Source organism: Pseudomonas chlororaphis, assembly GCF_001921865.1.
Lineage (GTDB): Bacteria > Pseudomonadota > Gammaproteobacteria > Pseudomonadales > Pseudomonadaceae > Aquipseudomonas > Aquipseudomonas chlororaphis_D.
Window position 1 is genome coordinate 181440 of the sequence record NZ_MSCT01000014.1, and the last position, 26609, is coordinate 208048.

18 protein-coding genes and 2 pseudogenes are annotated in these 26609 nt (G+C 64.9%); 8 read left to right on the forward strand and 12 right to left on the reverse strand.

Translation table 11 applies throughout. The features are described 5' to 3' along the window. Positions 1-58 precede the first annotated feature (58 nt). Entirely contained in the window at positions 59-6439 is a 6381-nt protein-coding gene (locus tag BTN82_RS17295; protein ID WP_075120341.1) for a non-ribosomal peptide synthetase, read from the reverse strand. A gap of 524 nt (positions 6440-6963) precedes the next feature. On the opposite strand from BTN82_RS17295, the gene BTN82_RS17300 reads away from it, so the two are divergent. The 3 genes from BTN82_RS17300 to BTN82_RS17310 all read left to right on the forward strand — a co-directional run bounded on the left by BTN82_RS17300 (position 6964) and on the right by BTN82_RS17310 (position 9899). Further along, entirely contained in the window at positions 6964-7767 is an 804-nt protein-coding gene (locus tag BTN82_RS17300) for a helix-turn-helix transcriptional regulator (protein ID WP_075120342.1), read from the forward strand. A 77-nt stretch (positions 7768-7844) separates the two neighbouring features. Beyond that, on the forward strand, positions 7845-9275 hold the full coding sequence (gene adeC / locus BTN82_RS17305; protein ID WP_075120343.1) for an AdeC/AdeK/OprM family multidrug efflux complex outer membrane factor: 1431 nt from the start codon (positions 7845-7847) through the stop codon (positions 9273-9275). Between the two features lie 120 nt (positions 9276-9395). Beyond that, positions 9396-9899, forward strand: coding sequence for a hypothetical protein (locus tag BTN82_RS17310; protein WP_075120344.1), 504 nt, complete (start codon positions 9396-9398; stop codon positions 9897-9899). A 117-nt stretch (positions 9900-10016) separates the two neighbouring features. Here BTN82_RS17310 and BTN82_RS31705 read toward each other — a convergent pair whose 3' ends face one another. Then, entirely contained in the window at positions 10017-11036 is a 1020-nt protein-coding gene (locus tag BTN82_RS31705) for a fimbrial protein (RefSeq protein ID WP_081375488.1), read from the reverse strand. Positions 11037-11230: 194 nt separating this feature from the next. Further along, a complete protein-coding gene (locus BTN82_RS31575; RefSeq protein WP_261792991.1) occupies positions 11231-11362 on the reverse strand; it encodes a hypothetical protein in 132 nt (43 codons plus the stop codon). 905 nt (positions 11363-12267) lie between these two features. Here BTN82_RS31575 and BTN82_RS31580 point away from each other — a divergent pair. The 3 genes from BTN82_RS31580 to BTN82_RS17330 all read left to right on the forward strand — a co-directional run bounded on the left by BTN82_RS31580 (position 12268) and on the right by BTN82_RS17330 (position 14760). After that, positions 12268-12885 (forward strand): fimbrial protein, encoded by a 618-nt coding sequence (locus tag BTN82_RS31580; protein WP_261792992.1) that lies wholly within the window; start codon positions 12268-12270, stop codon positions 12883-12885. A 245-nt stretch (positions 12886-13130) separates the two neighbouring features. Beyond that, positions 13131-13550 carry a VOC family protein gene (locus BTN82_RS17325; RefSeq protein WP_075120346.1) on the forward strand — a complete coding sequence of 140 codons (420 nt, stop codon included), beginning with the start codon at positions 13131-13133 and terminating at the stop codon, positions 13548-13550. Next, entirely contained in the window at positions 13537-14760 is a 1224-nt protein-coding gene (locus tag BTN82_RS17330; protein ID WP_075120347.1) for a cytochrome P450, read from the forward strand. The genes BTN82_RS17325 and BTN82_RS17330 overlap by 14 nt, the downstream gene beginning before the upstream one ends. Positions 14761-14916: 156 nt before the next feature. Here BTN82_RS17330 and BTN82_RS17335 read toward each other — a convergent pair whose 3' ends face one another. From BTN82_RS17335 to BTN82_RS17355, 5 genes are all read right to left on the reverse strand, one after another. Then, positions 14917-15834, reverse strand: a complete 918-nt coding sequence (locus BTN82_RS17335) for a LysR family transcriptional regulator (protein ID WP_075120348.1) — start codon at positions 15832-15834, stop codon at positions 14917-14919. 299 nt (positions 15835-16133) lie between these two features. Then, positions 16134-16760 carry an isochorismate family cysteine hydrolase YcaC gene (ycaC, locus tag BTN82_RS17340; protein ID WP_075120349.1) on the reverse strand — a complete coding sequence of 209 codons (627 nt, stop codon included), beginning with the start codon at positions 16758-16760 and terminating at the stop codon, positions 16134-16136. Between the two features lie 68 nt (positions 16761-16828). Further along, positions 16829-18667 (reverse strand): amidohydrolase, encoded by a 1839-nt coding sequence (locus BTN82_RS17345; RefSeq protein WP_075120380.1) that lies wholly within the window; start codon positions 18665-18667, stop codon positions 16829-16831. A gap of 115 nt (positions 18668-18782) precedes the next feature. Further along, positions 18783-19409, reverse strand: a complete 627-nt coding sequence (locus BTN82_RS17350; protein ID WP_075120350.1) for an antibiotic biosynthesis monooxygenase — start codon at positions 19407-19409, stop codon at positions 18783-18785. Continuing rightward, positions 19402-19818 (reverse strand): DoxX family protein, encoded by a 417-nt coding sequence (locus BTN82_RS17355; RefSeq protein WP_075120351.1) that lies wholly within the window; start codon positions 19816-19818, stop codon positions 19402-19404. Before BTN82_RS17355 ends, BTN82_RS17350 begins: the two co-directional genes overlap by 8 nt. Before the next feature lie 378 nt (positions 19819-20196). On the opposite strand from BTN82_RS17355, the gene BTN82_RS17360 reads away from it, so the two are divergent. After that, on the forward strand, positions 20197-20643 hold the full coding sequence (locus tag BTN82_RS17360; protein WP_075120352.1) for a helix-turn-helix domain-containing protein: 447 nt from the start codon (positions 20197-20199) through the stop codon (positions 20641-20643). 93 nt (positions 20644-20736) lie between these two features. Here BTN82_RS17360 and BTN82_RS31585 read toward each other — a convergent pair. Further along, positions 20737-20811 (reverse strand): annotated as a pseudogene (locus BTN82_RS31585) (NADPH-dependent FMN reductase); the annotation flags it as partial. A 395-nt stretch (positions 20812-21206) separates the two neighbouring features. Here BTN82_RS31585 and BTN82_RS31885 point away from each other — a divergent pair. Beyond that, positions 21207-21893 (forward strand): annotated as a pseudogene (locus tag BTN82_RS31885) (winged helix-turn-helix domain-containing protein); the annotation flags it as partial. Positions 21894-22105: 212 nt separating this feature from the next. On the opposite strand, the gene BTN82_RS31890 reads toward BTN82_RS31885, so the two are convergent. The 3 genes from BTN82_RS31890 to BTN82_RS17375 form a co-directional block, all read right to left on the reverse strand. Then, a complete protein-coding gene (locus BTN82_RS31890) occupies positions 22106-22255 on the reverse strand; it encodes an MYXO-CTERM sorting domain-containing protein (RefSeq protein WP_410002822.1) in 150 nt (49 codons plus the stop codon). Positions 22256-23882: 1627 nt separating this feature from the next. Beyond that, positions 23883-25409, reverse strand: coding sequence for an ATP-binding protein (locus BTN82_RS17370; protein ID WP_075120354.1), 1527 nt, complete (start codon positions 25407-25409; stop codon positions 23883-23885). A 165-nt stretch (positions 25410-25574) separates the two neighbouring features. Beyond that, positions 25575-26525 (reverse strand): GlxA family transcriptional regulator, encoded by a 951-nt coding sequence (locus BTN82_RS17375; RefSeq protein WP_075120355.1) that lies wholly within the window; start codon positions 26523-26525, stop codon positions 25575-25577. Between the last annotated feature and the right edge of the window lie 84 nt (positions 26526-26609).

Consider the following 26609-nt stretch of genomic DNA (forward strand, 5'->3'; position numbering starts at 1 on the left):
ACGCCAGCGGGGCGCGGCGCGGCCAGGGACAGGTTGTGTTGCCGGATGTGTGGACGGATCAGAGCCGGCGCTTGCGGTTCAGGCTCGGGATGGTGGTGGCCGGGATCGCCAGGCGTTGCACCTGGCTCTCGGTCCGGGCCGCCAGCTGGGCCAGGGTCGGCTCGCTGAACAGCACGCGGGCGTCGGCGTTGAGCCCGGCCTGGCGCATGCGCGCCACCAGGCTGACCGCCAGCAGCGAATGCCCGCCCAGCTCGAAGAAGTGGTCGTGACGCCCGACCCGCTCGAGCTTCAACACCTCGGCCCAGATCTGCGCCAGCACGGTTTCCACCTCGCCCTGGGGCGCCTCGAAACCGCGGCTGAGCACCGCGTCCTGCCCAGGCGCCGGCAGCGCCTTGCGCGCCAGCTTGCCGTTGGGGCCGAGCGGCAGTTCGTCGAGCTGGACGAAGGCCGAAGGCACCATGTACTCCGGCACCTGCGCCAGCAGATACCCGCGCAAGCCCTCGATGCCCGGCGCCGCGGCGCCCGCGCGCAGGGTGAAGTAGGCCACCAGGCGCTCGTCGCGCATCAGCACCACCACCTCGCGCAGGGCCGAATGGCTGGCCAGGCGCGCCTCGATCTCGCCGAGCTCGACCCGCAGGCCGCGCAGCTTGACCTGGAAATCGTTGCGCCCGAGGAACTCCAGGCAGCCGTCGGCGCGATAGCGCACCAGGTCGCCGGTGCGGTACAGGCGGTCGCCGGCGACGAACGGGCTGTCGATAAAACGCTCGGCCTGCAACGCCGCGAGCCCCAGGTAACCGCGGGCCACCCCGACCCCGCCGATATGCAGGTGGCCGCTCACCCCCAGCGGCACGGGCCGGTCGTGGTCGTCCAGGACATAGACCCGGGTGTTGCCGATCGGCAACTGGCTGTCCGGCACGGGAGCCCCGGGCTCCAGGGTCCAGGCAGTGCTGTCCACCGTGGCTTCGGTAGGGCCGTAGACGTTGTGCAGCCGGGCCTGTGGCAACAGTTGCCGCAAGCGCCGGGCGATGGCCGCGGTGAGTTCGCCGCCGCCGCAGAACACGTCGGTCAGGCTGCTGCACTGGCTGACCTCGTCGAGTTCGAGAAACTGCTGCAACAGCGCCGGGACGAACTTGATCACCGTGATGCCCTGCTCGCGGATGGTCTGCGCCAGGTACGCCGGCTCGCGGTGCCCGTCGGGCCGCGCCAGGACCAGGCGCATGCCGTTGGTCAGCGGCCAGAACAGCTCCCACACCGAGCCGTCGAAGCTGAACGGCGCACGCTGCAACAGCGAGCCCTGTTGCGCGTCCGGGCAGATCTGCGACCCCCAGTGCATCAGGTTGCCGAGGCCGCGATGCTCGATCATCACGCCCTTGGGCAGGCCGGTGGAGCCGGAGGTGTAGATCACATAGGCCAGGTGCGAGACCTCGAGCCCCGGCACCTGCGGGTCGCTCGTGGGGTGCCGTTGCCAGTCGCCCTGGTCGAAGTCGACGCACATGATCGGCACCCCGTCCAGCCGCTCGCGGGTCGCTTCGTGCATCAGCACCGCCAGCGGCGCGCTGTCTTGCAGCATGTAGTGCAGGCGCTCCAGGGGGTAGCCGGGGTCCAGCGGCACATAGGCGCCGCCGGCCTTGAGAATGCCCAGCAGGCCGATCACCAGCTCCAGGCTGCGCTCGACGCAAATGCCCACGTGGGTATCGGGCCGTACGCCGAGTTCGATCAGGTGATGGGCCAACTGGTTGGCCCGCTGGTTGAGCTGGGCGTAGCTCAACTGTCGGTCGCCGGCCTGCAACGCCACGGCGTCCGGGGTGCGCCGCACCTGGGCCTCGAACAGCGCGTGCAGGGTCTGCTCGCGCGGATAGTCGACCTCCGTGGCGTTGAACTGCACCAGCAGCCGATGCAGCTCCGCCGCCGGCAGTACCGGCAATTGGCGCAAGGCAGTCTGCGGCGCCTGTTCCAGGGCATCGACCAAACCCTCGAGCGCGGTGTGCAGGGCATCCAGCAGGCGCTGCGGCCCCAGGCTGCGCGGCGCCATGGCGCTGAGGCGGAAGGCCTCGTCGAAGTCGTCCACCGCCAGCATCAGCGGGTAGCTGACAATATCGTCGCTGCTCAGCAGTTGGACGCCCGGCAGCTCGCTCCCCAGGTCCTGGCCGCCATGGCGGTAATTGAGCAGGCTGTTGAACAACGGCAACGGCGCGGCCACCCCGCTGCAACGCTGGGCCAGGGCCAGCGGCGCATGTTCGTGGGCGAGCAAGGCGCTCAGGCGGCGATGGGTTTCGCGCACCCCGTCGGCGGCCCCCTGCCCGCTCACGTCGAGGCGCAGCGGCAAGGTATTGATAAACATGCCCAGGGCCCGATCCGCCCCGGCACCGGCCTGCAAACGACCTAGCAGCACGGTGCCGAACACCACGTCCTCGCGCCCGCACAGGCGCCCCAGGACCAGGGCCCAGGCCAGGTGGAAGACGCTCGCCGCGCTCACTCCCAGCGTCCGCGCCTGGCTGCGCAAGCGCCGGGCCAGGGCCGGCGCCAGCAAGCCCTGGACTTTGTCGTGTGCATCGCCGGCCAGCGGATGTTCCAGCAGGCCGAAGGCCAGGCTCGGCTCGTCGACGTCCGCCAACCATTCGCGGAAAAACCCGGCGTGCTCTTCGTCCCGCTCGCCCAGGCGGGTCTGCGCCACATAACGCCGATACGGCACCGGCTCCGGCAACTGTGCCGCGCTTCCAACCAGGTAAGCGTGGATTTCCTCCAGCAGCACGCCGGTGGAGGTGGCGTCGTTGACCAGATGGTGAAAGCGCAGCATGCCGACCCAGCGCCCGTTGCGCGGGTCTTCGCTGTAGGCCAGGGCCATCATCGGCGCCTGCCCCAGGTCCAGGGGCCGCAGGCGCGGGTCCAGGCGTTCGCGCAGTTGCCCGGCGACGTCGCCGGCCTGCGGGTCGAGCAGCACTTCCTCCAGCCGCAGCCGCGCCTCGCGCCAGACCACCTGCATCGGTTGCGCCAGGCCGTCCCAGACCAGGCTGGTGCGCAGGATGTCGTGCCGCGCCACCACCTGTTGCAGCGCCTGGGCAAAGTCGTCCAGGTGGCGCAGCGAGTCGAAGGCGAACAGCGCGTGCTGCTGGTAGGGATCGCGCTCCTCGGCGGTCATGTGGTGGTACAACAGGCCTTCCTGCAACGGCGCCAGGGGGTAGATTTCCTGCACGTTGGCCGCGCCGCCCGGCACCGTGGCGACGATGCGCTCGATGCTCGCCTGATCCAGCTGCGCCAGGGCCAGCATGTCCGGGGTGATCAGCAGGCAATCCTCGAGCACCCGGTTGGCCGGCACCGCGACTTCGCGGCCGTTGCCCACCGCCGCGGCCAGGCTGGCCAGGGTCGGCTGCTCGAACAGCACGCGCACGTCGGCCTGCAACCCGGCCTCGCGCATGCGTTCCACCAGCGCCACCGCCAGCAGCGAATGGCCGCCCAGCTCGAAGAAATGATCCTGGCGGCCGACCTGATCGACCTTGAGCAATTCGGCCCAGATGGCCGCCAGGGCGATCTCGACTTCGCCCTCGGGCACCTCGTAGCCGCGGCTGATAAAAGCCGTCGGCCCAGGCGCCGGCAAGGCGCGGCGGTCGAGCTTGCCGTTGGCCGTCAGCGGCAGCGCCGCCAGGCGCACGTAGGCGGCGGGCAGCATGTAGTCCGGCAGCCGGCCTTGCAGCTCGGCATGCAGTTGGCCGACCTCTGGCGCCGACCCGCCGGCCGCGTCGGTGAAGTACGCCAGCAGGCGCCCGTCGCGGGCCTCGACCACCGCTTCGCCGACTCCGGCCACGGCTGCCAGGGCGCTTTCGATCTCGCCGAGTTCGATGCGCATGCCGCGGATCTTCACCTGGTCGTCGTTGCGCCCCAGGTATTCGAGTGTGCCGTCGGCCCGCCGGCGCGCCAGGTCGCCGCTGCGGTACATGCGGGCATCGGGCAGGTCGCTGAACGGATCGTCGAGGAAACGCTCGGCGCTCAACTCGGGACGGTTCAGGTAACCCCGGGCCACCCCGGCGCCGCCGACGTACAACTCGCCGGCCACGCCCACCGGCACCGGTTGCAACTGCTCGTCCAGCAGGTAGACCCGGGTGTGGTCGATGGGCTGGCCGATATGCAGGCCCTGCCCGGCCTCGACGCGTCCGGAGGTGGCGACCACCGTGGCTTCGGTCGGCCCGTAGTTGTTGATCACGGCGAAGCGCTGCGCCTCGACGAACTGGCGCAGGCGGTCGCCGCCGATCAGCAAGGTGCGCAGGGTCGGATGGCCGCGCCGCTGGCTGAAGGCGTATTCGGCCACCGGGGTCGGCAGGAAGCTCACGTCCAGCGGTTGCGCGCGCCACCAGTCGAGCAGCGCGTCGATGTCTTCGTTGCCGTCGCGGGCCGGCGCCAGGTGCAGGGTCGCGCCGCTGCACAGCGCCGGCCAGACCTCCCAGGCCATGGCGTCGAAACCGAAGCCGGCGAGGCTCGAGGTATGGCGGCCCGGGCCCAGGTCGAACGCCGCGCAATGCCAGTCCACCAGGTTGGCCAGGGTCCGGTGCTCGACCATCACGCCCTTGGGCAAGCCGGTGGAACCCGAGGTGTAGATCACGTAGACCAGATTGGCCGGGGTCAACCCCGGCACCTGCGGATTGTCCGTGGGGTACTGCCGCCAGCCGTCTGCCGCGAGCAGGTCGAGAACCGGCACCGCCAGGGCCGGCAAGCGCGCCAGCAGCGGCCCTTGGCTGAGCACCGCCACCGGCGCGCTGTCGTGCAGCAGGTAGGCGAGGCGCTCGGCGGGATGGGCCGGGTCGATCGGCACATAGGCCGCCCCGGCCTTGAGCACCGCCAGCAACCCGACCAGGGTCTCCAGGCCCCGGCGGGCGACGACGGCGACCCGGTCGTCGGGCGCCACCCCCAGTTCCCGCAGCCGATGGGCCAACTGGTTGGCCTGGCGGTTCAGCGCCGCGTAGGTCAGCGAGCGCTCCTGGCAGACCGCCGCCAGATCATTCGGCGCGGTGACCGCCCGGGCCTCGATGCGCGCATGCACAGGCTCTGGGCAGACCGGCGCCGGGCGGCTCGCATGCCATTGCTGCAACAGCGCGCTGTCGCGGGCCGCGAGCAGGGACAAGCCGGCAATCGGCCGCTCGGGCGCGGCCAGCCCCTGTTCCAGCACCTGCACCAGGCGCTCGGCCAGGGCCTCGATGTCCTCGCCCTGGAAGTACGCCTCGTTGTAGATGTAATGCATCCACGCCTTGTCGTTGTAGCTGTTGCTGCGCAGGTGGATGGCCAGGGGCAGCGGCTCGTGGCCGTTGGCGACCTTGACCGGGTGCCCCAGCGCCTCGCCGTAGCGGCAATCGTGCTCGTCCTGCTCGTAGGACAGCGACAGGTCGAACAGCTGGCCGCGGTCCTCGCGCAGCAGGCCCAGGGAACGGTTCATCTCGCTCAGGGGAAACCGCTGATGGCGGAAATCCTGCTTGAGCCCGTCGCGAATCGCCCGCACCAACTCGCCGAACGACAGCTGCTGGCTGAAGCGCAAACGCACCGCGCTGACCTGGGCGAACAGCCCCAGGGTGTTCTTGAAGCGGGCGTTGGAGCGGTTGAGCAGCGGCAGCCCGACCACCCAATCGTCGCGCTGCTCAGTGCGGCTGAAATACACATACAGGGCGGCCAGCAGCACATGGAACGCCGAGGCCCGGGTGGTTTTCCCCAGCTGTTTCATGCGCTCGTGCAAGTGCCCGGGAAACGCCCGCACCAGGCTGTTGCCCTGGCCACCGCCCGCCGCCGCGCGCTCGCGATAACGCGGCGTCAGCAGCGGTTCGGGCAACGTGCGGTACTTGTCCTGCCAGTACGCACGGTCGCGCAGGTAGCGCGGCGAGCCGTGGTAGCGCTCGTCGTCGTGGATGAAATCGACATAGGACGGCGCCGACAATTCGGGACGCCGCCCGCGCTGCAACGCGGTGTAGATCCCGCCCAGCGATTGCAACAGCTGGCCAAAGCCCCAGCCGTCGAGAATCAGGTGGTGGACCTGGATGCACAGCAGGTGATGGCGCTCGTCCAGGCGCACCAGGAAAAACCGGAACAAGGGCTCGCCGTCGAAGCGGTACGGCTGCTCCATCCGTTGCCGCATCAAGGCCTGGGCCTGGGCCAGGGGTTCGGCCCGGGTGCTCAAGTCGTGCAGCGGCACCGCCGCCGGCATCGCCTGGGCGAAGGCCTGCAAGGGCAAGCCGTCGCTGCCGGCGCCGGGCAGCAGCACCGTGCGCAACGCATCGTGCTTGCGCACCAGCAATTCGACCGCCTGTTGCAGCAGCCCGGCGTCGAACGGGCCGCTGAGTTCGACATAACCGCCGATGTTGTACAGCGGCGAGTCGCCGCGGCTCAGTTGGTCGAGCCAGATATCGCGCTGGGCGGCGGTCAGGGGGAACGCGTCCACGGCGGCTGCGGAATAGAGCGTCATAAGATCCTTCTCATGTGGAGTGTCCCTGCGCGAGGCAGGGCCCGGCAGCGCTGGTGATGGGAGGTATCCGCGGATTCAACCAGCGCCCGAGCGCGCTGTCTGTCACCTGAAACCCGGACAACCCGCAACTCACCTGGCCAGGGGCTAAGCCGTTTTCTGCGCGCGCGTGTTAGCTAAAAATTCCCGATTCAATGGCTTAAAAGCGTGTAGGACATCCGCCAGCGGCGTGCGGCAAAGCGCCTCGCCAGGGCCGCCGACAAATCAGATAAATCTGACCATCATCAATGATTTAACTGTCAGACAAGCCTGTCGCCGAACTGGCGCGGCCGCGGTTTTGCGCCGCTCCCGCCCATTCGCCAGCGCGGCTTTTATGGCAGCGTGTGTCCCCGCTTTCAGCTACAGACGCTGGGCAAACCCACGCGATTAAATGAAAAAAACCCGCCTGCGCCGACCCGCCGCCAGGGTCTCCGGAGGCCGCCACGCCAACCGTTCGACGTTCTGTCTAGATCAAGGATGATAGGGATATGAGTCTGACCAGCAGCATGCGCAACATAGACAGTCCGCATTTCTACAACGAACTGGGGGAGCTGATTTCCAGCACCGGGCACGGGGTCTTCGCGGCGAAGATGCTGCACCTGGTGGACAAGCTGGTGGCGGTGCATCAGGTGGAACTCGGCGAATGGACCCTCGACGAGCGCCAGGCCAGCCTCCTCGAGGTCAACCCGCTGGGCAGCGCCGGCCTGCACGAAGAGCCGCCGCCCACCCCGGCACAGTACCAGGACGATCATCCGCTGCTGGAAAAGGTCATCGCAATGGACGACGCACTGCTGATCCAGATGAACGCCCAGGCCACCGGCACCCACCCGCATCACCTCTCCCACCAGTGCAACCTGGTGTCGCGCAAATCCAACCGGCGCTGCGTCATCACCTTCCACCGCCCCCACACGCAACGGCCCTTCTCCCTCGCCGAGCTGTCGTTCCTCAAGAGCCTTTCGCACACGTTGTTGCCGCTGGTGGAACGCCATGCGCAGATCAACCGCCAGCGCGGCCGGCGAACCCTCGGCCGCGCCCCCGACAGCCCCTTGGCACAGGTCGAGCAATCGCCGCTGCAACGGGAGTTCAACCAACGCCTGAGCCAGGGCGACATCAGCTTGTCGGCCCGGGAGAAAGAGGTCTGCCTGGGCCTGCTGACCGGCGGCACGGTGCCGGAGCTGGCCGAGCGGCTCAGCGTCAAGAACAGCTCCGTGGAAACCTACCTCAAGCGCGCCGCCGCCAAGCTCGGGGTCAGCGGCCGGCACGGCCTGGCCAAATGGATGGTCGGGGCCTGAGCCGCGCCGCGCACGTTTCTTTCAACCCGCCCGGGACGCCGTCGACAGGCCCCGTGGTTTTTACACGAGGCTGTTCGATGAGTAAGTTCCCATTGGCTGTGGCCACCGTGGCGCTGGTTCTGGGCGGCTGCTCGCTGATCCCGGACTACCGCCAGCCCGCGGCGCCGATCGCGCCGCAGTACCCCCAGGGCCCGGCCTATGCCGCCGCAAGCCCGTCCGTCGAAGCAGGCGCGGACTGGCAGGCGCTGTTCCACGACCCCGAGTTGCAGACGCTGATCCGCCGGGCCCTGGTCAACAACCGCGACCTGCGGGTCGCGGCGCTGAACGTGGAAGCCTTCCAGGCCCAGTACCGCATCCAGCGCGCCGACCTGTTTCCGGCGGTGTCCGCCAACGCCGCCGGTTCGCGCCAACGCCTGCCGGGGAAAGTCACCGGCACCGGCCAGGCGGCGATCAAGTCGTCCTACTCGGCGACGCTGGGGGTCAGCGCCTACGAGCTGGACTTTTTCGGCCGGGTGCGCAGCCTCACCCAGCAGACCCTGCTCAGCTACCTGGCCACCGAGCAGGCCCGACACAGCGCCCAGCTGAGCCTGGTGGCCAACGTCGCCAACGCCTACCTGACCTGGCGCGCCGACCAGGAACTGCTGGCGCTGACCGCCAAGACCCTGGTCGCCGACGAGCAGAGCCTGCGCCTGACCCAACGCAGCGCCGACGCCGGCAAGGTCTCGGCGCTGGATGTGAGCCAGGCGCAGACCAGCGTCGAAACCGCCCGCGCCAACCTGGCTCGCTACCAGCGCCAGATCGCCCACGACCTCAACAACCTGACCCTGCTGGTGGGCGCGCCGGTGGACGATGCCCTGCCCGCCCGGCCGCTGGCCAGCGACCTGGTCGCCAGGGTTCCGCCCGGGCTGCCCTCGGACCTCTTGCAACGCCGGCCGGACATCCTCCAGGCCGAGTACCAGTTGCAAGCCGCCAACGCCAATATCGGCGCGGCCCGCGCGGCGTTCTTCCCGAGCATCAGCCTGACCGCCAACGCCGGCACCTCCAGCCTGGAACTGGCCGGGCTGTTCAAGGGCGGCTCGGGCGGCTGGACCTTCAAGCCGCAGATCAACCTGCCGATCTTCAATGCCGGCAGCCTGCGGGCCAGCCTCGACTACGCCAAGCTGCAGAAAGACATCGGCGTCGCGCAGTACGAAAAATCGATCCAGGCCGCCTTCCAGGAAGTCGCCGACGGCCTCGCCGCGCGCCAGACCTACAACCACCAGCTCGACGCCCAGCGGGACCTGGTCGCCGCCACCCAGGACTACTACCGCATGGCCGAGCACCGCTACCGCACCGGCGCCGACAGCAACCTGGTGTTCCTCGACGCGCAGCGCTCGCTGTTCAGCGCGCAGCAGGGCCTGATCAACGACCGGCTGGCGCAGCTGATCGCCGAGGTCAACCTGTACACCGCGCTGGGCGGCGCCTGGCAGGAACCGGCCGACCTGGCCCTGGCCCAAGGCCTCCGCTGACGACGGATCGGCCGCTCATCGCGCCGAGGTTTCGCGGCGCTGGCCAGGGATAAAAAGCCGACCTATACCTCAACAGGCCATTTTCGGCGAACCGGACAGCAGCACCACCAAGGAGCGGTCATGAGCGCAAAACTACTGGTCAAATGGGTCAACCGGACCCAGAAGCACCCCCACGGCGTCTGCGAAGCGGCCGTCATGAAATGGCTGGCGGCCATCGACAACGCGGGCCTGGCCCAGTCGCTGAAGCTGACGCCGGAGCAATGCGACGCCCTGCAGGATCAGGTGGAAAAAGGCGAGACCTTTGCCCTGCTGCTCCCGCCCATGCTGTTGCCGACGTCGAGCTTCCACCCCTTTGAAGGGCTGCCGCCCAGCGTCGATGCGCTGAAAGCCATGACGGCGGGAAGCTTCTACTTCGTCTCCGCCGACGGCCGTCCCGGGGTCGGCGGGCATGCGATGGGCCTCTATAAAAACGCCCAGAACCTGTTTTTCTTCGACCCCGAGCTCGGCATCTATTCCTACGACTTCAACAGCGCGGCGGACCTGAGCGACATCGTCAAGAAAACCCAGAACTACGGCACGGCGGCCTACTGCCGGGGCACCTTCACCAAGCCGCCGAAACCGTAACGGCCGGTGCAGCCATAAAAAAAGCCCGGCAATGCCGGGCTTTTCAGTAGAGGCGCTTGCCGAACACGCTTCGCGTCGGCGTTCTTCGACACGCCCTGATCGGGATGTCGAGCCCTGTCATCGATAGGAAATAGTGAAGGTCGCCATGGCCTTCACGCTACCGGCCTTGAGCGTTCCGGTCTTGATGTAGTGGGCGGAGAGCGGAATGGAGATAGTGCCGTTGCCACTCTGCTTGACGAACCAGGCCGCGCTGGCGTCGGTCTCGGGGCCGAAACGGACGGCGGTGTTGTCATTCATCAGGCGTATGCCGACGCCCTTGGCGGTCGAGTCCGGGGCCAGGGTCAACAGGTCGGTGCGATTGCCCGGATTGGCGACGTCGGTCAGCGTCATGTAGACCCGAGTGGTGGCATTCTGGGTACCGCCGGAACACGCCAGGTTGATGGTGAACGACTTGGCGGGACCTACTGCACTGGTACTGTTCATACTCATCGAGCCCAGTGGCACGGGAATGGTGCTCGGTCCTGTGTAGTGACAACTCGGCACGGTCGGTTTGATCTGGAGCGAACCGGAAATCCTGTATGACAGAAATTGGAAAGTCTTGTCGCGAACCCAACTGCCGCCCAGCTCGCCGGTCAGGCTACCTCCCGCAGTGATAGGGCCGGTCTTGACCAGCTCGACAACGAGGTCGCTTTTTCCGAAAAACATTGAGTTCTGAGCGTTAGAGAACTCAAAGGGCCACCACGTACTGTGGTTACTGTGACGTAATCTCACCCCTATGCCTTGGACTTGCGTAGGCCAGGTACTGTAGGCCCCCGTAGGGCCTATCTGCCCGCTGTAGACATTACGTACCCCGCCAGAGCCCGGACACAGGATATTCCCACTGCTACCAATCGTTGGGACCTGCTGCGAGAACACCACGGTACCGTTGGCGACCTGAGGGTCGAAAGCCACCGAGTTGAATGGCCCCACGGACATGACATAAGGGTTGGGGACTTTCACGTCGTTAACCTCGATATGGCATTCCTCAGCAGAGGCCGCCAGAGGCACAAGAACGGACAAGCCGAAAAAAAGACCTTTACGCAGGACCGAAGAAAAATAGAGCACCGGGATCACCTCCTTGAAATCGGCAAAAACCATATCAAAGGGGTAAACCACAGATAAATAAGGACATTCCTAGATTGATCGCGATATAGGACGTCACCGCGTAAGGGCGCCGTTCGCCAACGCATAAAATCCGGCGACAGGGAAAAGGCCCCGAGGGTCGTTTTTTTGATCGTGTTGAAACTCACCGCAACGCGGCAATCCCTGTTAGCGAGTAAGCCACATATTGGCTAGAGGTCCTGGGGGCTGTGGGGATAGGCGACGAGAAAATCGATGAAGCGACGGGTTTTCAGCGGCAGCTGGTGGCGGCTGGAGTAGATCGCGTACAGCGCCCTGGAGTGCCACTCGAGCTCGGGAAACAACCGTATCAACGCGCCCTGCGCATTCAAAATCCTGCTGGCATGCTAGAAACAACCTTACCAACCTCGGGCAGGCTCATTTTCCGATCTACTCCGTCGAGGGAGGCGGGTACTGCCCCTCAAGACTGGACTTAATGCAAAACCACCTTACTCGCCCGGCATATAAAACTACTTGCACATTGATATTAAATTTTTCCCCACCTCAAAAACCCAACCCCATACACCCGCTAAAAAACTTAACTTCAATCAACAACAATAGAAAAACACACATTAAAAACCCATATAAAAAGTAAAAAACCAACCAACCCTTACACAAAATAGCAACTTAAAACACTAAACACCTACATAGTCACACTTACAAACCAAAGACTAAGACGTTTCTTAAAATCCAGTATCGCCCCCACAAATCACATAAAAACCCATACAATCCTTGGACATTAATTACCTATCGATTACTGCCTATGAAGCTCCCAAGTCCGATCCAACACCACGTCCTTAGAAAACTGACTCGCGCGCTCATCATCGCGGTCGGTTGCGCCGGAGCGACATCGGCCATGGCCTACTGCGAGAAACCAGAAAGGAATCCGCCAAGTTTATCCAGCATTTCGCCGTTGCCTGCTGTAACGAGCTTGAAAAGCGTCCCTATTGGGGGAGTGATGGCCTCTTATTCAATTGTGGCTGGAGCCTCGGGCAACTGGGGCGGATGGTCTTGGTGCGCCTACGATGGAAAACGTGGCCAACGTGGAATGACAACCCCCAGCACTAATCTCATACCAATTGATAATCGAGGATTGTACGAGTCTGGCATTCCCGGTGTGGGTATACGGATTGGGCACCGCGCAAACTCAAACTGGTCAACCCCATCTTTTCCACCCTTTTCCTCGAGCACAGGACATGACGGAGTGATTATGTATTTCCCAAACATTCTCTCCGTTGAGTTCGTGCGAACAGCAATGGGAGTTGGAAAAGGGGACATGCCGCCCTTCAACTATCAAACCAGCTTCTTTATCGACACCACCTACACCACGCCAACACGCGCAACCTTCAACATTCAAGGAACGAACCTGAAGACAAAGCTGGAGCACAACGCGTTCTTCACCAGTTGTTTCACTCCAAAAACCGATACCGTCGTCACTATGGGGCGCCCCGCCGTTGCCCAGATCAGTCGAGGATCGGTCGTGGATCACCCCTTCGCCCTGGACGTCGTCTGTGAAGGGCTGAACCCGACGACCAAGCCACCGGTAAAGGTCTATTTCGAGGGCAACTCCGTTCGCGACGGTCTACTGAATCTGAATGGCGCCGGACAGCAAGGCGTGGCCAAGGGCGTGGGTATTTCACTCACCACCGACAGCGGCGCGCCGTTGCCCTTCTCCAAAGCCAAAGCCGTTGCCCTGGACTGGCAAGCGAGCGGGCCCGGGAACGAAATGTATCGTTTTTCCGGCAAGGCACGTTACATCGCTACGGGCGGGGAAATCAGCGTAGGCAGAGCAGATGCCACCCTGACCTACATACTGGAGTACAACTAACGGGCTTAGAAAATCGTGCCGACCTGACTCTCGATCAGTGGCAAAGCGATGCTTTCAATTCTTGTACTTGACCTATGACTTGCCCAAAGCCACCTATTCAATCCCCGGGTATTACCGGCAGCAGACCTTCAGTCTGTTTTTGCACGCCAAGGCCTCCACCCGCTTTGACAAGCGCTTCGCCAAATCCTAAACCTGTTATCTGGACGGTCAGTGACGACACAGCGTTCCGCGCGATGGAGGGAGCCATGTACTTCGATATGTTTCCTATTTTCTATGTTGCCGATCTCAAGCGTTCCTTGAAGTTCTACACCGAGCTGCTCGAGTTTCAGGAAACCTTCCGCTTTCCGGAGGAAGCCGGCGCAGACCCCGAATACGTGACGCTGGAACTGGCCGGCAAGCGATTGGGGCTGTGGACCTACGTCGCCGCGAGCTACTTCCAGCAACGCATGCTTCCCCCGCCTTCGGGGCCGCGCGGCGAGTTGTGCCTGTACGTGGAAGACACCGAGGCGGCCATCGAAAAGCTGCGCCAGGCCGGGGTCAAGATCATCAAGGAAGTGCAACCGCAGCCGTGGGGCAAGGTCATGTCCGTGGTCGAGGACCCGGACGGCAACCCGCTCCATATCACGACCCCGGCAGAACGCCCCAACGCCCATGCCAGGCGATGAGTTCGACCCCCGCGTGTTCGAGCACAACGATGAGCGCTTTATCGCCGACCCTTATCCGTTCTATGCCTATATGCGTCGGTGCAGTCCTCGTTATCGAGCCGCGCATCTGTTCGGCGGCGCGTGGCTGGTCTTTTGCCATGACGATGCGCGCCAACTGCTGTGCGACCCTCGCCTGTCGACCTCGCGCGCCCGGCTGCCGGTCGCGGGGTTACGCGCGGAACAGCGGGCAGAGTTCGAGGACATGTTCCGCGCGTTCGACGGCTGGATCGCGTTCAACGAAGACCATCGTCACTTGTGCATGCGCCAGCATGCCCTCAAGGCGGCGGTTCAGCTCCGACCGGAAAACCTGCTCCCCCGGGTACGACGCCTCATCGACACGCTGATGCGCCAACGCGCGGAGCCTGGCCGATTCGATGTCATGCAGGATCTGGCGACGCCCCTGCCGGGGCTGGCGCTCGCCGAGTTGCTGGGCGTTCCCGCCGCCGATGCGCCGCGGTTGAAATCCTGGTCGCAAGACATCTCCAGGCTCTACGGCTCGACCAACCTCGCGCCGCAAGACATCCGCCCTATCCGCGACAGCGCCCTGGCGCTGCTGGGGTACCTGGATGAAATCGCCCGCTCGGATAACCACGAAGGCTCGTTGCTGCATGAGCTCATGGGCATGGAGGTCAAGGGTTACCGACCGGGTCGCTCCGAGGCGGTCGCCCAAGTGGTGATGCTGCTGTTCGCCGCCCTGGAGCCCACCGCCTATCTGGTGGGCAATGCCATTGCCGCGCTCCAGGCGCATCCGGATCAGTTGGCGCTGGTCCAACAGGAACCGGAGTTGCTCGACGCCCTGGTCGAGGAAACGCTGCGCTACGACACGCCGGTGCAGTTTGTCGGCCGGTTGGTCCGCGAGGCGTTCACCTGGAAGGACTGCCGAATGGAAACGGGTCAGGTCGTCCTGTCCTATGTGGCTTCCGCCCATCGCGACGCCGGGCATTATCACCAGCCGGACAGCTTTCGCCTCAAGCGCAGCGACAGCCAGCATCTGGCCTTCGGCCAGGGCGCCCACTACTGCCTGGGTGCGCCGGCGGTCCGAGTCATTGCCGCTGAAACCCTGGGTGCCGTCCTGCGGCATTACCCGACGCTGGCCCCGGCGCCAGGCGCTGCGACGCGGTTCAATAGCAACCTCGGGTTCCGCGGGCGCACTTCGCTGGTGCTGTGCTGAACAAAAGCGGCAGGCGCCGGATCTCGGTTGAATCCGCAGAAACGCAAAAAGGACCCGAAGGTCCTTTTTGCGATCGCCGTGGAATTCGATTGAACGCTACAGCGCTATGTTTGGAGCGGGAAACGAGACTCGCCTCCGGCGTTCGGCCCACTGAACCTAAAACTCACTGATGCCTGAAGCAGGAATGGCACCGCGATTGAGCTGTTCGCGCAGGAACTCGATGAAGACCTGCACCGGCCGCGAACCCTGGCGGTGCTGCGGATAGACCGCCGACAAGGCCAGGGGCTCGGGCTCGAAGTCGTCCAGCAGCGACACCAGGCGCCCGTCCTTCAGCGCCGCCCTGACGATGAAGGCCGGCAGGTAAGTAATGCCCATGCCGGCGATGGCCGCGTCCTTGAGCAATTCTCCGTTGTTGACCCGCATCCTGCCGGTGACGTTGACCAGCAAGGGCTTGTGGCCCGGCCCTGCAAAACGCCACTGCACCTGGCGGCCGTGGCCGTAAGGCAGGCAGTCGTGGCCCGACAGTTCCTCGGGCCTGAGCGGAGTGCCACGTTCGGCGAGATAAGCCGGGCTGGCGCAATACACCCGCTGGATCGAGGCGATACGGCGGGCGATCAGCGTCGAGTCTTCCAGCACGCCGATGCGCAAGGCCAGGTCGTAGCCCTCGCCGATCAGGTCCACCGGGCGATCGCTGAGATCGACCTCGACCGTGACCCCGCTATAGCGCCGCAGGAACGCTGGCAACAGCTCCCCCAGATGGGCCATGGCGAACGACAGCGGCGCGCTCAGGCGAATGGTGCCCCGGGGTTCGACGGTCTGGCCGGCGATGCCCTGCTCCACCTGCTCGACTTCGTTGAGCAGGCGCAAGGCCGACTCGTAGTAACTCTGCCCCAGGGGCGTCACATCCAGGCTTCGGGTCGAGCGATTGAGCAGGCGCACGCCCAGGCGCTCTTCCAGTTGCATCACGCGCCGGCTGACGAACTGCTTGGACAAGCCCAGCTGATCCGCGGCCGCGGTGAAGCTGCCGGAGTCCATGACCTGGCAAAAAATACGCATATCCTCGAACGGGTTCATTGTCACTTCCTGGTGGACAGTCGAACGCTTATAGCGGTTTTTGGGCCATCTGGCACCTCATCGATCAGGGTTCACGGCAAAAAAAATGCCCGCCGTTGCACGTAATGCCGATCGGTCAAGGACATTGCAGGAGCGAGCGTGCTCGCGATAGCGGCGAACGATACCGCGCCCTTGCTTGGGTAAACGCGGTGTTCTTGAGCCCATCGCGAGCACACTCGCTCCTACAGGGTTGCTCTTCACTTGACTGACTGGCATTACGCCCTTGAGCGGGCATTTTTTGTATCGGCAGTAGCGCAGGCTTACTTGGTGTTGAACGCCGAGTAGCTGTTCATCAGGTTGCGGTAGTTCGGGATACGTTGCGACAGCAGGTTGGCCAGGCCTTCCATGTCGTTGCGCCAGTCACGCTGCAACTCGCACGCCACGGAGAACCAGTTGACCAGTTGCGCGCCGGCGGCGGCCATGCGTGCCCAAGCGGCCTGCTGCACCACTTCGTTGAAGGTACCGGAAGCATCCGTCACGACGAACACATCAAAACCTTCCTCCAGCGCGCACAGGGTCGGGAACGCCACGCAGACGTCGGTCACGACACCGGCGATGATCAGTTGCTTGCGGCCGGTGGCCTTGATCGCCTTGACGAAGTCTTCGTTGTCCCAGGCATTGATCTGGCCTGGACGAGGGATGTAGGGCGCGTCCGGGAACATCTCTTTCAGCTCGGGCACCAGCGGGCCGTTCGGGCCGGACTCGAAGCTGGTGGTGAGGATGGTCGGCAACTTGAAGAACTTGGCGCAATCGGCCAGGGCCAGCACGTTGTTCTTGAACTCGTTCGGCGAGAAGTCCTGTACCAGCGAGATCAGGCCGGTCTGGTGGTCGACCAGCAGGACAGCGGCGTCATTAATGTCCAGGCGTTTGTAAGGTACGTTACTCATGTGAAACTCCTTGGCGGATGGATGTCGCGAGAAACGCCGGCCGCCGTAGCCGGCGCTGTGGTTGAACGTCAGAAGGCAAAGCACGAGCAGCCGAAGGCACCCCAGAACCCCTGGAAGTCACTGACCGGCACATTCGACAGGCGCGCCCGCTCGTGGCTGTGGGCGTGTACCGCGCACGGGCCACTGCACTGGTGCACCTGGGCCATCAGCGGCGAGGTCGGGCGCCAGTGCCCCGGCACCTTGGCCACCGGCGACCAGTCCGGCAGCACCGGTATACCGGCCGGTCCGAGTTTCTCGAAGTCGCCGGCGGCATACACCACCTTGCCGTCGACCACGGTCAGCACCGATTCGATCCACTTGATGGCCTCTTCCTCGACACTGAAAAAGTCCGCGGACAGCGCCGCCAGGTCCGCCAGCTGGCCGACCTTGATCTGGCCTTTCTTGCCCTGCTCCGAGGAGAACCAGGCGCTGCCGTGGGTGAACAGCTCCAGCGCGGTCAGCCGTGGCAGGCCTTCAGCGTGCAGCGCCATGCCGCCCACGGTCTTGCCACTGACCATCCAGTACAAGGAGGTCCAGGGGTTGTAGCTGGAGACCCGGGTGGCGTCGGTGCCGGCGCCCACCGGCACGCCCTCGGCGAGCATGCGCTGGATCGGCGGGGTCTGTTCGGCAGCCTTGGCGCCGTAGCGGTCGACGAAGTATTCACCCTGGAACGCCATGCGGTCCTGGATCGCGATGCCGCCGCCCAGCGCCCGCACCCGCTCGATGTTTTTCGGTGTGATGGTTTCGGCGTGGTCGAAAAACCATGGCAGGCCATTGAACGGAATATCGCGGTTGACCTTCTCGAATACATCGAGCATGCGCGAGATCGATTCGTCGTAGGTGGCGTGCAGGCGGAACGGCCAGCGCTGCTCCACCAGGTGGCGCACCACCGGCTCCAGTTCCTGCTCCATGGTTTGCGGCAAGTCCGGACGCGGCTCGAGGAAGTCCTCGAAGTCGGCGGCGGAGAACACCAGCATTTCCCCGGCGCCGTTGTGCCGCAGGAAGTCGTCACCCTGGCGCAGCTTGACGCTGCCGGTCCAGTTCTTGAAGTCGGTGAGTTCTTCCTTGGGCTTCTGGGTGAACAGGTTGTAGGCGATGCGCACCGTCAACTGCTGCTCCCTGGCCAGTTGCTCGATCACCGCGTAGTCGTCCGGGTAGTTCTGGAAACCGCCGCCGGCGTCGATGGCGCTGGTCAGGCCCAGACGATTGAGCTCGCGCATGAACTGGCGGGTCGAGTTGACCTGGTATTCCAGCGGCAGCTTCGGCCCCTTGGCCAGGGTCGAGTAAAGGATCATCGCGTTGGGCCGGGCCACCAGCATGCCAGTGGGCTCGCCGTTGCTGTCGCGCACGATCTCGCCGCCCGGCGGGTTCGGCGTGTTGCGGGTGTAGCCGGCAACGCGCAACGCCGCACGGTTGAGCAAGGCGCGGTCGTACAGGTGCAAGACGAACACCGGCGTGTCCGGCGCGGCCCGGTTGAGCTCTTCCAGGGTCGGCATGCGCTTTTCGGCGAACTGGAATTCGTTCCAGCCACCGACCACGCGCACCCATTGCGGGGTCGGCGTGCGGTCGGCCTGGTCCTTGAGCATGCGTAGCGCGTCAGCCAGCGAAGGCACGCCTTCCCAGCGCAGTTCCAGGTTGTAGTTCAGGCCACCGCGGATCAGGTGCAGGTGCGAGTCGTTGAGACCGGGAATCACCGTGCGGCCCTTGAGGTCGATGACCTGGGTAGCGCTGCCGCGCAAGGCCATGGCCTCGGCGTCTGTGCCTACCGCGACGAAGCGCCCCTGGCTGATGGCGACCGCGCTGGCGCGGGGTTTCTCACGGTCGACGGTGTGGAATTGACCATTGAATAGAATCAGATCGGCGTTCATCGGATGTCCTTCTGAATGGGAAGAGGCATGGGACAGGTGCGGCCAGAAAGCCGCCGCGCTGAGCAAGGACCCGGCTGCCAGCAGACGGCGGCGCAGCGGATCGATCGGTTTGTCGTTATTGGCCATGACCGGGCTCCAGGCGTTGTGGGGTAACGGAAGCTTGCAGCCAGGGCGCGAACAGCCGGGTCGCCATGGGCATGAACAGGTACACCACCGAGACCACGATGGTCAGGGTGATCAGGAAGGTGGCGACCACGTAGTTGCCAAGCCAGGCATGGAGCTCCAGCACAGGCCCCCAGATCAGCGGCACCAGCAAGGTGTGCGGCAAGATCACCAGCAGGGTCAACACCGCCTGCTTCCAACGCGGCGGTGCCGAGTCGTCGGTCTGCGCAGAAAACCAGAACTCATGGAGCGGCAGGACTTCGGTCTGGTCGCCGTCCGCCAGCATGGGCGCGGCTTCGTCGACCAGCGCCTGCCGCTGCGGCGATTCGAGCCAGCGCTGCATGGCCTCGGTGGAGCAGAAACGCAGCACGCAAGTGAAGAGGTCCAGACCGCCACTCTTGCCGCGAATCACGTCCACGCCCAGATGCCCTTCGTGCTGTCCGGCGACCGCCACGACATTGCGCAACCAAGCCTCATAGGACACCTCGAAACCGGCCTTGACCCGGTGCTTGACGATCAAGGTCACGACCTCGTCGGAACCCGCCTGCGTGGTGGCTTCAAGGCGCTTGGCATCAGGCATAACGTAAAGCTCCGGCAAAACGATCATTAAGGGCCAGCCGTCCCGGGCCGGCGATCAGGATGCTGCTGAACAGGATCAACAGCAGCCAGGCGAACTGTCCTTCGGCCAGGCTCCACTGCGGATGCACCACCAGCAATGCCACCAGCAGCACCGCCAGGATCGGCAGGCAGGCCAGGCGCACCGCCACCCCGACGACGATCAGCAATGGGCACAGCACCTCGGCGAAAATCGCCAGCATCAGGGTCAGGCCAGCCCCCAGGTGGAACGGGTCCTCGATGCGTTGCAACTCCGTACTGTAGTCAAGCAGCTTCGGCAGGCCATGCACCCACAACAGAAACAGCCCGGCACTGACCCGCAGAAACAGCAGCCCGAAATCCCGAGCCCGTTCATCCCATGGTGAAGCGTTCATTGGCGCCCCCACATCATTGAAAAGTCACCGACGTTGCTGCGCCGTGACCGAATAATGCGTGGCCGGGGCAAGGAAAAATTGAATGGATGTGCTCTCTTTGCCAGAGGGTCCGGCTGGACGGTCGCCCAGCCCCAGGGGCCGGCGCTTTTGGTGAGGCGCGCAAGAGCACCGCATATCCCTCTCCCGCCCCCCGCAAACCCACGGCGGCATGCCTTGCCCGGCATGGCCTCCGAACGGAATTAACAACGTTTAACTCGCGCGCCCCCGCCCCGCCACCAAGAATGAAGCCCTCTGCGCAGACCTGTTTTCTCAAAGCGGGAAGCGGCCAGCCCACCCTTCGGTGGGCCGGCGCATTTCCCTCCGACACGGAATTTTGTCATGGCCCACGCTCAGCACGACGCCATCAGGGCGTCAGTCCCACAAACGCAAAAAACCACCAACGGCGGCCTCTCTCCCTGGCGCGAAAGCCTGGTCAAGCAAATGATCCTCGACGGCCTGAGCGACACCCTTGAGGTCACCGAACTTGCCAGGGCCTGCGCCCTCTCCCGCAGCCATTTCTCCCGGGCCTTCAAATGCAGCACCGGCCTGTCGCCCCAGGAATGGATCCGTCGCCAGCGCATCGCCCGGGCCAAGCACCTGATCCGCAACACCGACCTGACCCTGACGCAGATCAGCCTGGAATGCGGGTTCTGCGATCAGGCGCACTTCTGCCATATCTTCACCCACAGCGAAGGCATCAATCCGTTTACCTGGCGCGGCCAGGTGATGCGCGCCCACCCAGGCCCTCGCCACGCGAGCACGCAGGTACCGGGAAACGCCGGCTAGCCCATGCGCTCGGCCAGGCGCGCGTGCCCGGGGGACTGCTCGACATTCGACGGGGCCCCCAGGAAACTGCCGAGCCGGTTCAATGGCCCATCGAACGCCCCGGGCCACGGCTTCGGCCATGGCTCGGGTATGACCATAGCCACGGTGATAGACCATCACATTGCTCATTTCCTGATCCCCCGCTTCGTAGCCTGGAGCAGCTGCCACCGTGCTTCGATTGACGCGCTTGAAGGGTTGGAGTCTTAGGCCAATGTCGAACGCGAGACGAGTTAAACGTTGTTAATTTTCAATGACGCAAGCACCGCCCCGCCGCCCCGCTCAGCGATGCCGCGCCCCATACCCGCGGCATCCGGCGAGGGCAAGGAGGTTGCAGCGGGTAGCGCCCAGGGCGCGAGCCTGTCCGGGCAGCGCGTTGCGTTGCTCGAAAAACCTGGGGAACATGCTCGAAAAGCCCGCGATAGAAAGCTGCGCCCTTCGTCCTCTCTCCCCGCGCAGGTGCGGCGGGGAAGACGCCAAAGACCAGCAGCAGGAGTAAGCCGTTGACCCTTCGCCCCGAACAGGCCGTGCGTTTCGGCCCCTACCGGATCTACCCCGGGCAACGCCTGATCCTGGAAGCCGAGCGCCCCTTGCGCCTGGGTCGGCGCTCCATGGATATTTTACTGGCCCTGCTGGAGCAGGCCGGGCAGGTGGTCAGCAAGCGGCAGTTGATCGCGCGGGTCTGGCCCAAGAGCGTCGTCGAAGACACCAATCTGCGCGTGCACATGGCGGCATTGCGCAAAGCCCTGGGCGACGGCCAGGCGGGCCAGCGCTACATCGTCACCGTGGCCCAGCGTGGCTACAGCTTTGTCGCGCCGTTCGCCCTGGAGCCTATCGGACAACAGCCCGAAAACGCTTCTGTCGGATCGAGCAGCCACAACCTGCCGGTGCGGCGCGCTCGCTTGATCGGCCGCCAGGCGCTGGTGGAGCGCCTCACGAAGCAACTGGCGCGCCAGCGGTTCATCACCCTGGTCGGCCCCGGCGGTATCGGCAAGACCAGCGTGGCCCTGCGGGTTGCCGAACAACTGATTGGCAACTACCGGGACGGTATCCGGCTGCTGGACCTGACGCCGATCCATGACCCGCAGATGATCGGCAGCCAGCTGGCGACACTCCTCGACCTGGCACTGCACGAGGGCGAACCGCTGGGCAGCCTGGCAAGTTTCCTGCGCGAGCGGCAGATGCTGCTGGTGATCGACAACTGCGAGCACTTGCTCGACGCCATCGCACCACTCTGCGAGAGCATCCTGCGCGCCGCGCCACAGGTGCATGTTCTGGCCACCAGCCGCGAGAGCCTGCGGGCCGAAGGCGAATTCGTGCAACGCCTGGGGTCGCTGGACTGCCCTGCGCCCATCGCGGTGCTGGATCGCACCCAGGCCCTGACCTTCTCGGCCCTGCAATTGTTCGTCGAACGGGCGATGGCCAGTCACGACAGCTTTGAACTGGGCGAAGACGAACTGCCCCTGGCGAGCGAAATCTGCCGGCGCCTGGACGGCATTCCCCTGGCCATCGAGCTGGCGGCCGCCCAAGTTGGTGCTTTGGGGCTCGGCGGATTGCTGGAGCAACTGCAAGGCAATTTTCGCCTGCTGCCCCACGGCGGCCAGATACCCCAGGGGCGTCATCAGACCTTGCATGCCACCCTGGACTGGAGTTTCGAGCTGCTCGATGCCCACGAACAGGCTTGTCTGCGCCGGCTGGGCATTTTCAGGGGCAGCTTCACCCTGCAATCGGCAGCGGCGGTGATCGTCGACGGGAACATCAAGCCCAATGGGGTTTTCACCTCGATCACCCAACTGGTGGCCAAGTCCTTGCTGAGCGTGGAGGTCGGCGACGAGGAAGTGTTCTATCGCCTGCTGGACACCACCCGCCGCTATGTCCTGGCAAAACTCGAGCAGGCCGCTGAGCTGGCGGCGACGCGCAAGCGCCATGCCGAACGTTGCCTGGCCTTGATGCGCCAGGCCCGGGACGACTGGGAGCACACCTCCTCGCAGCTTTTGATCGAGCGCTACGCCCGCAGCCTGGAAGACATCCGGGCGGCGCTCGACTGGGGCTTGAATACCCAGGGCCCGCGAATGCTGGCAATCCGTCTGGCTGCGGCCTGCGCGCCACTGTGGCAGGAGCTGTCGCTGCTCAAGGAGCACGACCTGTATGTGCGCAAGGCCCTGGCGGCCCTGCCGCATGCCACGGGCGAACCTTGCCCGCGCTTGACCCTGGCCCTCAAGCTCGCCCTGGGCAGCGCCTGCTATCACACCCAGGACAATAGCGCCGAAGCGATCGATGCCTTCACGACGGCCAGGGCCCTGGCCGAAAGCTGTGCCGATCTGCCCTCCCAGCTCAAGGCGGTGTCCGGGCACATGGTGGTCAACCTCAATGGCGGTCACTACCAGCAGGCCTTGGAGCAAAGCCGCCAGTTCGAGCACCTGGCGTCGCGCGACGCCGGCCGCGTCGAGCGTGCCCTCAGCGTCCAGCGCTTGCAGGCGCTGGCCCTGCACTTTGCCGGAGACCAGGCGCAAGCCCGGGACAAAGCCGAGCAGGTCATCCAGCTCATGGCCCAGAGCGGGTATCTCAGCCGCTTTACCCGTGGCCTGGGCGTGCAGTACGACCAGAGCGTGGCTGCCCTGACGATCCTGGCGCGGATCCTCTGGCTGCAAGGCTATCCGGAAAAGGCCTGGCGCACCGCCCGCCACGCCCTGGACATAGCGTTGCAGATCAATCACGGCGCATCCATCTGCTACACCCTGGCATTGTCCGGCTGCCTGATCGCCCACTACAACGGCGACACCCCGACGGCCCGCGAACTCTTGCGCCTGCTGCTGGAGCAGGCGCAGAAGCATTCGGTGCTGCTGTTCTACACCTGGGGCCGGCACTATGCGCAAGTCATCGAAGGCGCTCCGGCGCTCGCCCCAACGCAACCGGCCAGCGGGTTGCTCGGGGAAATCATGGTCACGCTCGACAGCCGCTTTATTGACAAGGCCTTGCTGCAACGGGCCGAAACCGACGCGGCGAGCTGGAGCACGGCGGAACTGCTCCGCGCCAGGGCCGAGACCCTGCCCAGCGATACCGCTCCGGAGGTAGCCGAGGCGCTGCTGCACCAGGCCCTGGCGGTGGCGAAGGCTCAGGGCGCATTGGCCTGGGAGCTGCGCAGCGCTGCGTCACTGGCGCGGCTTTGGCAGCGTCAGGGGCGCTACCGGCGCGCCCTCGGGCTACTCGAACCCATCTGCACGCGGTTCACCGAAGGCCTGGCCATGTCCGAGCTGATCCGCGTCCGTCAATTGCTCGACGAGCTGCGGCGGCAGGCTCCTGGCTGAATCCCAGGCCTCGCCGCTGCGGTGGGCATGACGCCTTTCGAACAACTGCCGCTGTCCGCTGTGCTCCAGCCTCTCCAGCGCATAGGCGCGGGGGATGTTGAGAAACCGGTAACCTGTCGCGCCATGGCCCTGCTCGACCGACAGCAGCGATTGTGCCGCAAGCCGCTCCAACGCCATCGCCACACACTCGGGCCGCAACAGCTCACAGCTGATGACGTCAGTGGCAACGTCCAGGGTGAAGGCCATTTCAAACACCGCCAGCCGTTGAAACACGGTTTGCTCCTGCGCACTCAACCGCAGGTAGCTCCAGTCCAGGGCGGACTTGAGCGTCTGATGTCGCGCCACGGCGGTGCGCCGGCCGCGGGTCAGCAGTTGAAAGCAATTGTCCAGTTGCGCTTGCAGCCCCACCAGCGCCAGTGCGTCGATCTGCGCCGCCGCCAGTTCGATGGCCAATGGCAGGCCATCGAGCCGATGGCAGATTTCGCGCACCACCTCCAAGTCTTGTTCACGCAAGGCAAACCCTTGCTGGCGGGCCTGGGCGCGGCTGACGAGCAGTTGCACCGCCGAATGGCCCATGACCTCGGCCACGCTGTGCAAGGCCGAAACCGGCGGCACCGACAGGGCCGCCAGGCCATGCACGGTTTCCCCCGGAAGCCGCAGCGGCTCACGGCTGGTGGCCAGGATCGACAACCACGGCGCCGAGGCCAGCAACGGCTCCAGCACTGTCCGGCAGGGTTCGAGCAGGTGCTCGCAATTGTCCAGCACCAGCAAGGCGTGCCAGGCCACCAGCGCTTCCAGGCCGGCGTCCAGTTCAAGGGTGCGCGTCAAATGCCCGATCATCTGCGTCGGGTCGTCGATTGCCGACAGATCGATGAACCACACCCCATCGCCATAGTGCTGCAACAGTAACTCGGCCACGCGCAGCGCCACCGTGGTCTTGCCAATTCCCGGCGGACCGACCAGGGTCATGAACCGACGCACCGGTAACTGCCGGACCAGACTGTCGACCACCGGGTCTCGACCGATGACCGGTGTCAACCTTGCCGGCAGGTTGTGCTGGGGCTTGTGCAGGCTCTCGAACGACACGCGCAGGACCGGGGCGACGAAGCAATAACCGCGCAACGGAATGTTGACGATGTAGCGCTGCCCGTCCTGGCCGTCGCCGAGGGCCCGGCGCAGAGCGGCGATGTGCACGCGCACGTTGATGTCCTCGACCACGGAGTTCGGCCAGACACAGGCGATCAATTCGTCCTTGCCGACCACCTCGCCGGCGTGCTCGACCAGTACCCGCAAGATGTCCAGGGCTCGCCCACCCATGCGCAAAGGGCGGTCACCGTCGAGGACCAGCCGTTGCCGCAGGTGGAACACATAGGGGCCGAACCGCAGCACCCCATTGCCGTTGAAATCTTTGACGCTGCTCATAATCATCCACGTACTGAAAACCCGGCCTCGCCCAAGGTGTTGCATGAGTCGGCCCTGGCTCCCCTCTCCACTTCCAGAAATTCCTGGGTATCTTGGGCAGGCCCGGATGACGGAACAACCGCCCTGGAGGGAGCGGCACGGCCATCGCAATGCGCCAGACGGACACTAGCTGAACTGTTGCCGATACTGGGTGGGCGTCAGGCCGAGTTTTTCACTGAACAGAAAGCGCATGTGCCGCACGCTGCCGAAACCGCTTTTGTAAGCCACGGTCTTGAGCGGCAGGTCGCTGGTCTCCAGCAGGCTCCTGGCGCGGTCGATGCGCGCACTTTGTAGAAACGCCATGGGCGTCATGTTCACTTCGCGAGCAAACACCCTGGAGAAATGGCGCGCGCTCATATTCGCCAGGCCTGCCATGCGCTCGATGCCAAAGGTCTCGTCGAGGTGTTCGAGCACATGGTTCTGCACCCGGGTCACCGGGGTTTCCCGGGCCCCGACCGGGGCCGTCAACGGACTGAACTGCGCCTGCCCACCCTGGCGCTTCATCACCACCAGCAACAGCTTGGCCACGTCCTGAGCAACTTTCCTGCCGTGGTCGCGAGCGACCACGGCCAAGGCCAGATCGATGCCGGCGGTGACTCCGCCCGAGGTGATCAGGTTGCGGTCCCTGACGTAAATCCGGTCGGTCTCCACCGTCGCCCCGGGAAAGGCTCGGACCAATCGCTCGGTGTAATCCCAGTGAGTCGTCACCCGGTAACCGTCGAGCAAACCGGCATGCCCCAAGATGAAAGCCCCGGTGCAGATCGAGCCGTAATCGACCGACCGGCCGACGGCGCCCGGCAACCACTCGAGCAACGGTGGGCACCTTTCACTGCTGGCCCCCGGCCCCCCGGACACCAGCAGCAGGTCATAGCCGCCGCGCGCCTGGTCGATATGCATATCGGCCTGCACGCGGACGCCGTTGGAAGCCCGCAGCACGCCGGGCTCGGTGCCGATCAGCGACAGCTGATAACGGTCGCCCGGCTGCAGATAGCGATTGGCGGTGGAAAACACCTCCATGGGCCCAGCCATGTCGAGCAGGAGAAAGTCTGGAAACAGCACCATAGCCACGGTCTTCATGGGTGAGCATCACCGATATCAAAGAGTTGGAAACAGGCACCGACAGCGGGCTGCTGGCCCGGACGGCACGCGCTCGAGGGACAA

Bases quoted from the DNA above. Each gene is read 5' to 3' on its own strand.
- BTN82_RS17295 (WP_075120341.1), bottom strand. From the start codon at position 6,439: ATGACGCTCTATTCCGCAGCCGCCGTGGACGCGTTCCCCCTGACCGCC.
- BTN82_RS17300 (WP_075120342.1), top strand. From the start codon at position 6,964: ATGAGTCTGACCAGCAGCATGCGCAACATAGACAGTCCGCATTTCTAC.
- adeC (WP_075120343.1), top strand. From the start codon at position 7,845: ATGAGTAAGTTCCCATTGGCTGTGGCCACCGTGGCGCTGGTTCTGGGC.
- BTN82_RS17310 (WP_075120344.1), top strand. From the start codon at position 9,396: ATGAGCGCAAAACTACTGGTCAAATGGGTCAACCGGACCCAGAAGCAC.
- BTN82_RS31705 (WP_081375488.1), bottom strand. From the start codon at position 11,036: ATGGTTTTTGCCGATTTCAAGGAGGTGATCCCGGTGCTCTATTTTTCT.
- BTN82_RS31580 (WP_261792992.1), top strand. From the start codon at position 12,268: ATGTATTTCCCAAACATTCTCTCCGTTGAGTTCGTGCGAACAGCAATG.
- BTN82_RS17325 (WP_075120346.1), top strand. From the start codon at position 13,131: ATGTACTTCGATATGTTTCCTATTTTCTATGTTGCCGATCTCAAGCGT.
- BTN82_RS17330 (WP_075120347.1), top strand. From the start codon at position 13,537: ATGCCAGGCGATGAGTTCGACCCCCGCGTGTTCGAGCACAACGATGAG.
- BTN82_RS17335 (WP_075120348.1), bottom strand. From the start codon at position 15,834: ATGAACCCGTTCGAGGATATGCGTATTTTTTGCCAGGTCATGGACTCC.
- ycaC (WP_075120349.1), bottom strand. From the start codon at position 16,760: ATGAGTAACGTACCTTACAAACGCCTGGACATTAATGACGCCGCTGTC.
- BTN82_RS17345 (WP_075120380.1), bottom strand. From the start codon at position 18,667: ATGAACGCCGATCTGATTCTATTCAATGGTCAATTCCACACCGTCGAC.
- BTN82_RS17350 (WP_075120350.1), bottom strand. From the start codon at position 19,409: ATGCCTGATGCCAAGCGCCTTGAAGCCACCACGCAGGCGGGTTCCGAC.
- BTN82_RS17355 (WP_075120351.1), bottom strand. From the start codon at position 19,818: ATGAACGCTTCACCATGGGATGAACGGGCTCGGGATTTCGGGCTGCTG.
- BTN82_RS17360 (WP_075120352.1), top strand. From the start codon at position 20,197: ATGGCCCACGCTCAGCACGACGCCATCAGGGCGTCAGTCCCACAAACG.
- BTN82_RS17370 (WP_075120354.1), bottom strand. From the start codon at position 25,409: ATGAGCAGCGTCAAAGATTTCAACGGCAATGGGGTGCTGCGGTTCGGC.
- BTN82_RS17375 (WP_075120355.1), bottom strand. From the start codon at position 26,525: ATGAAGACCGTGGCTATGGTGCTGTTTCCAGACTTTCTCCTGCTCGAC.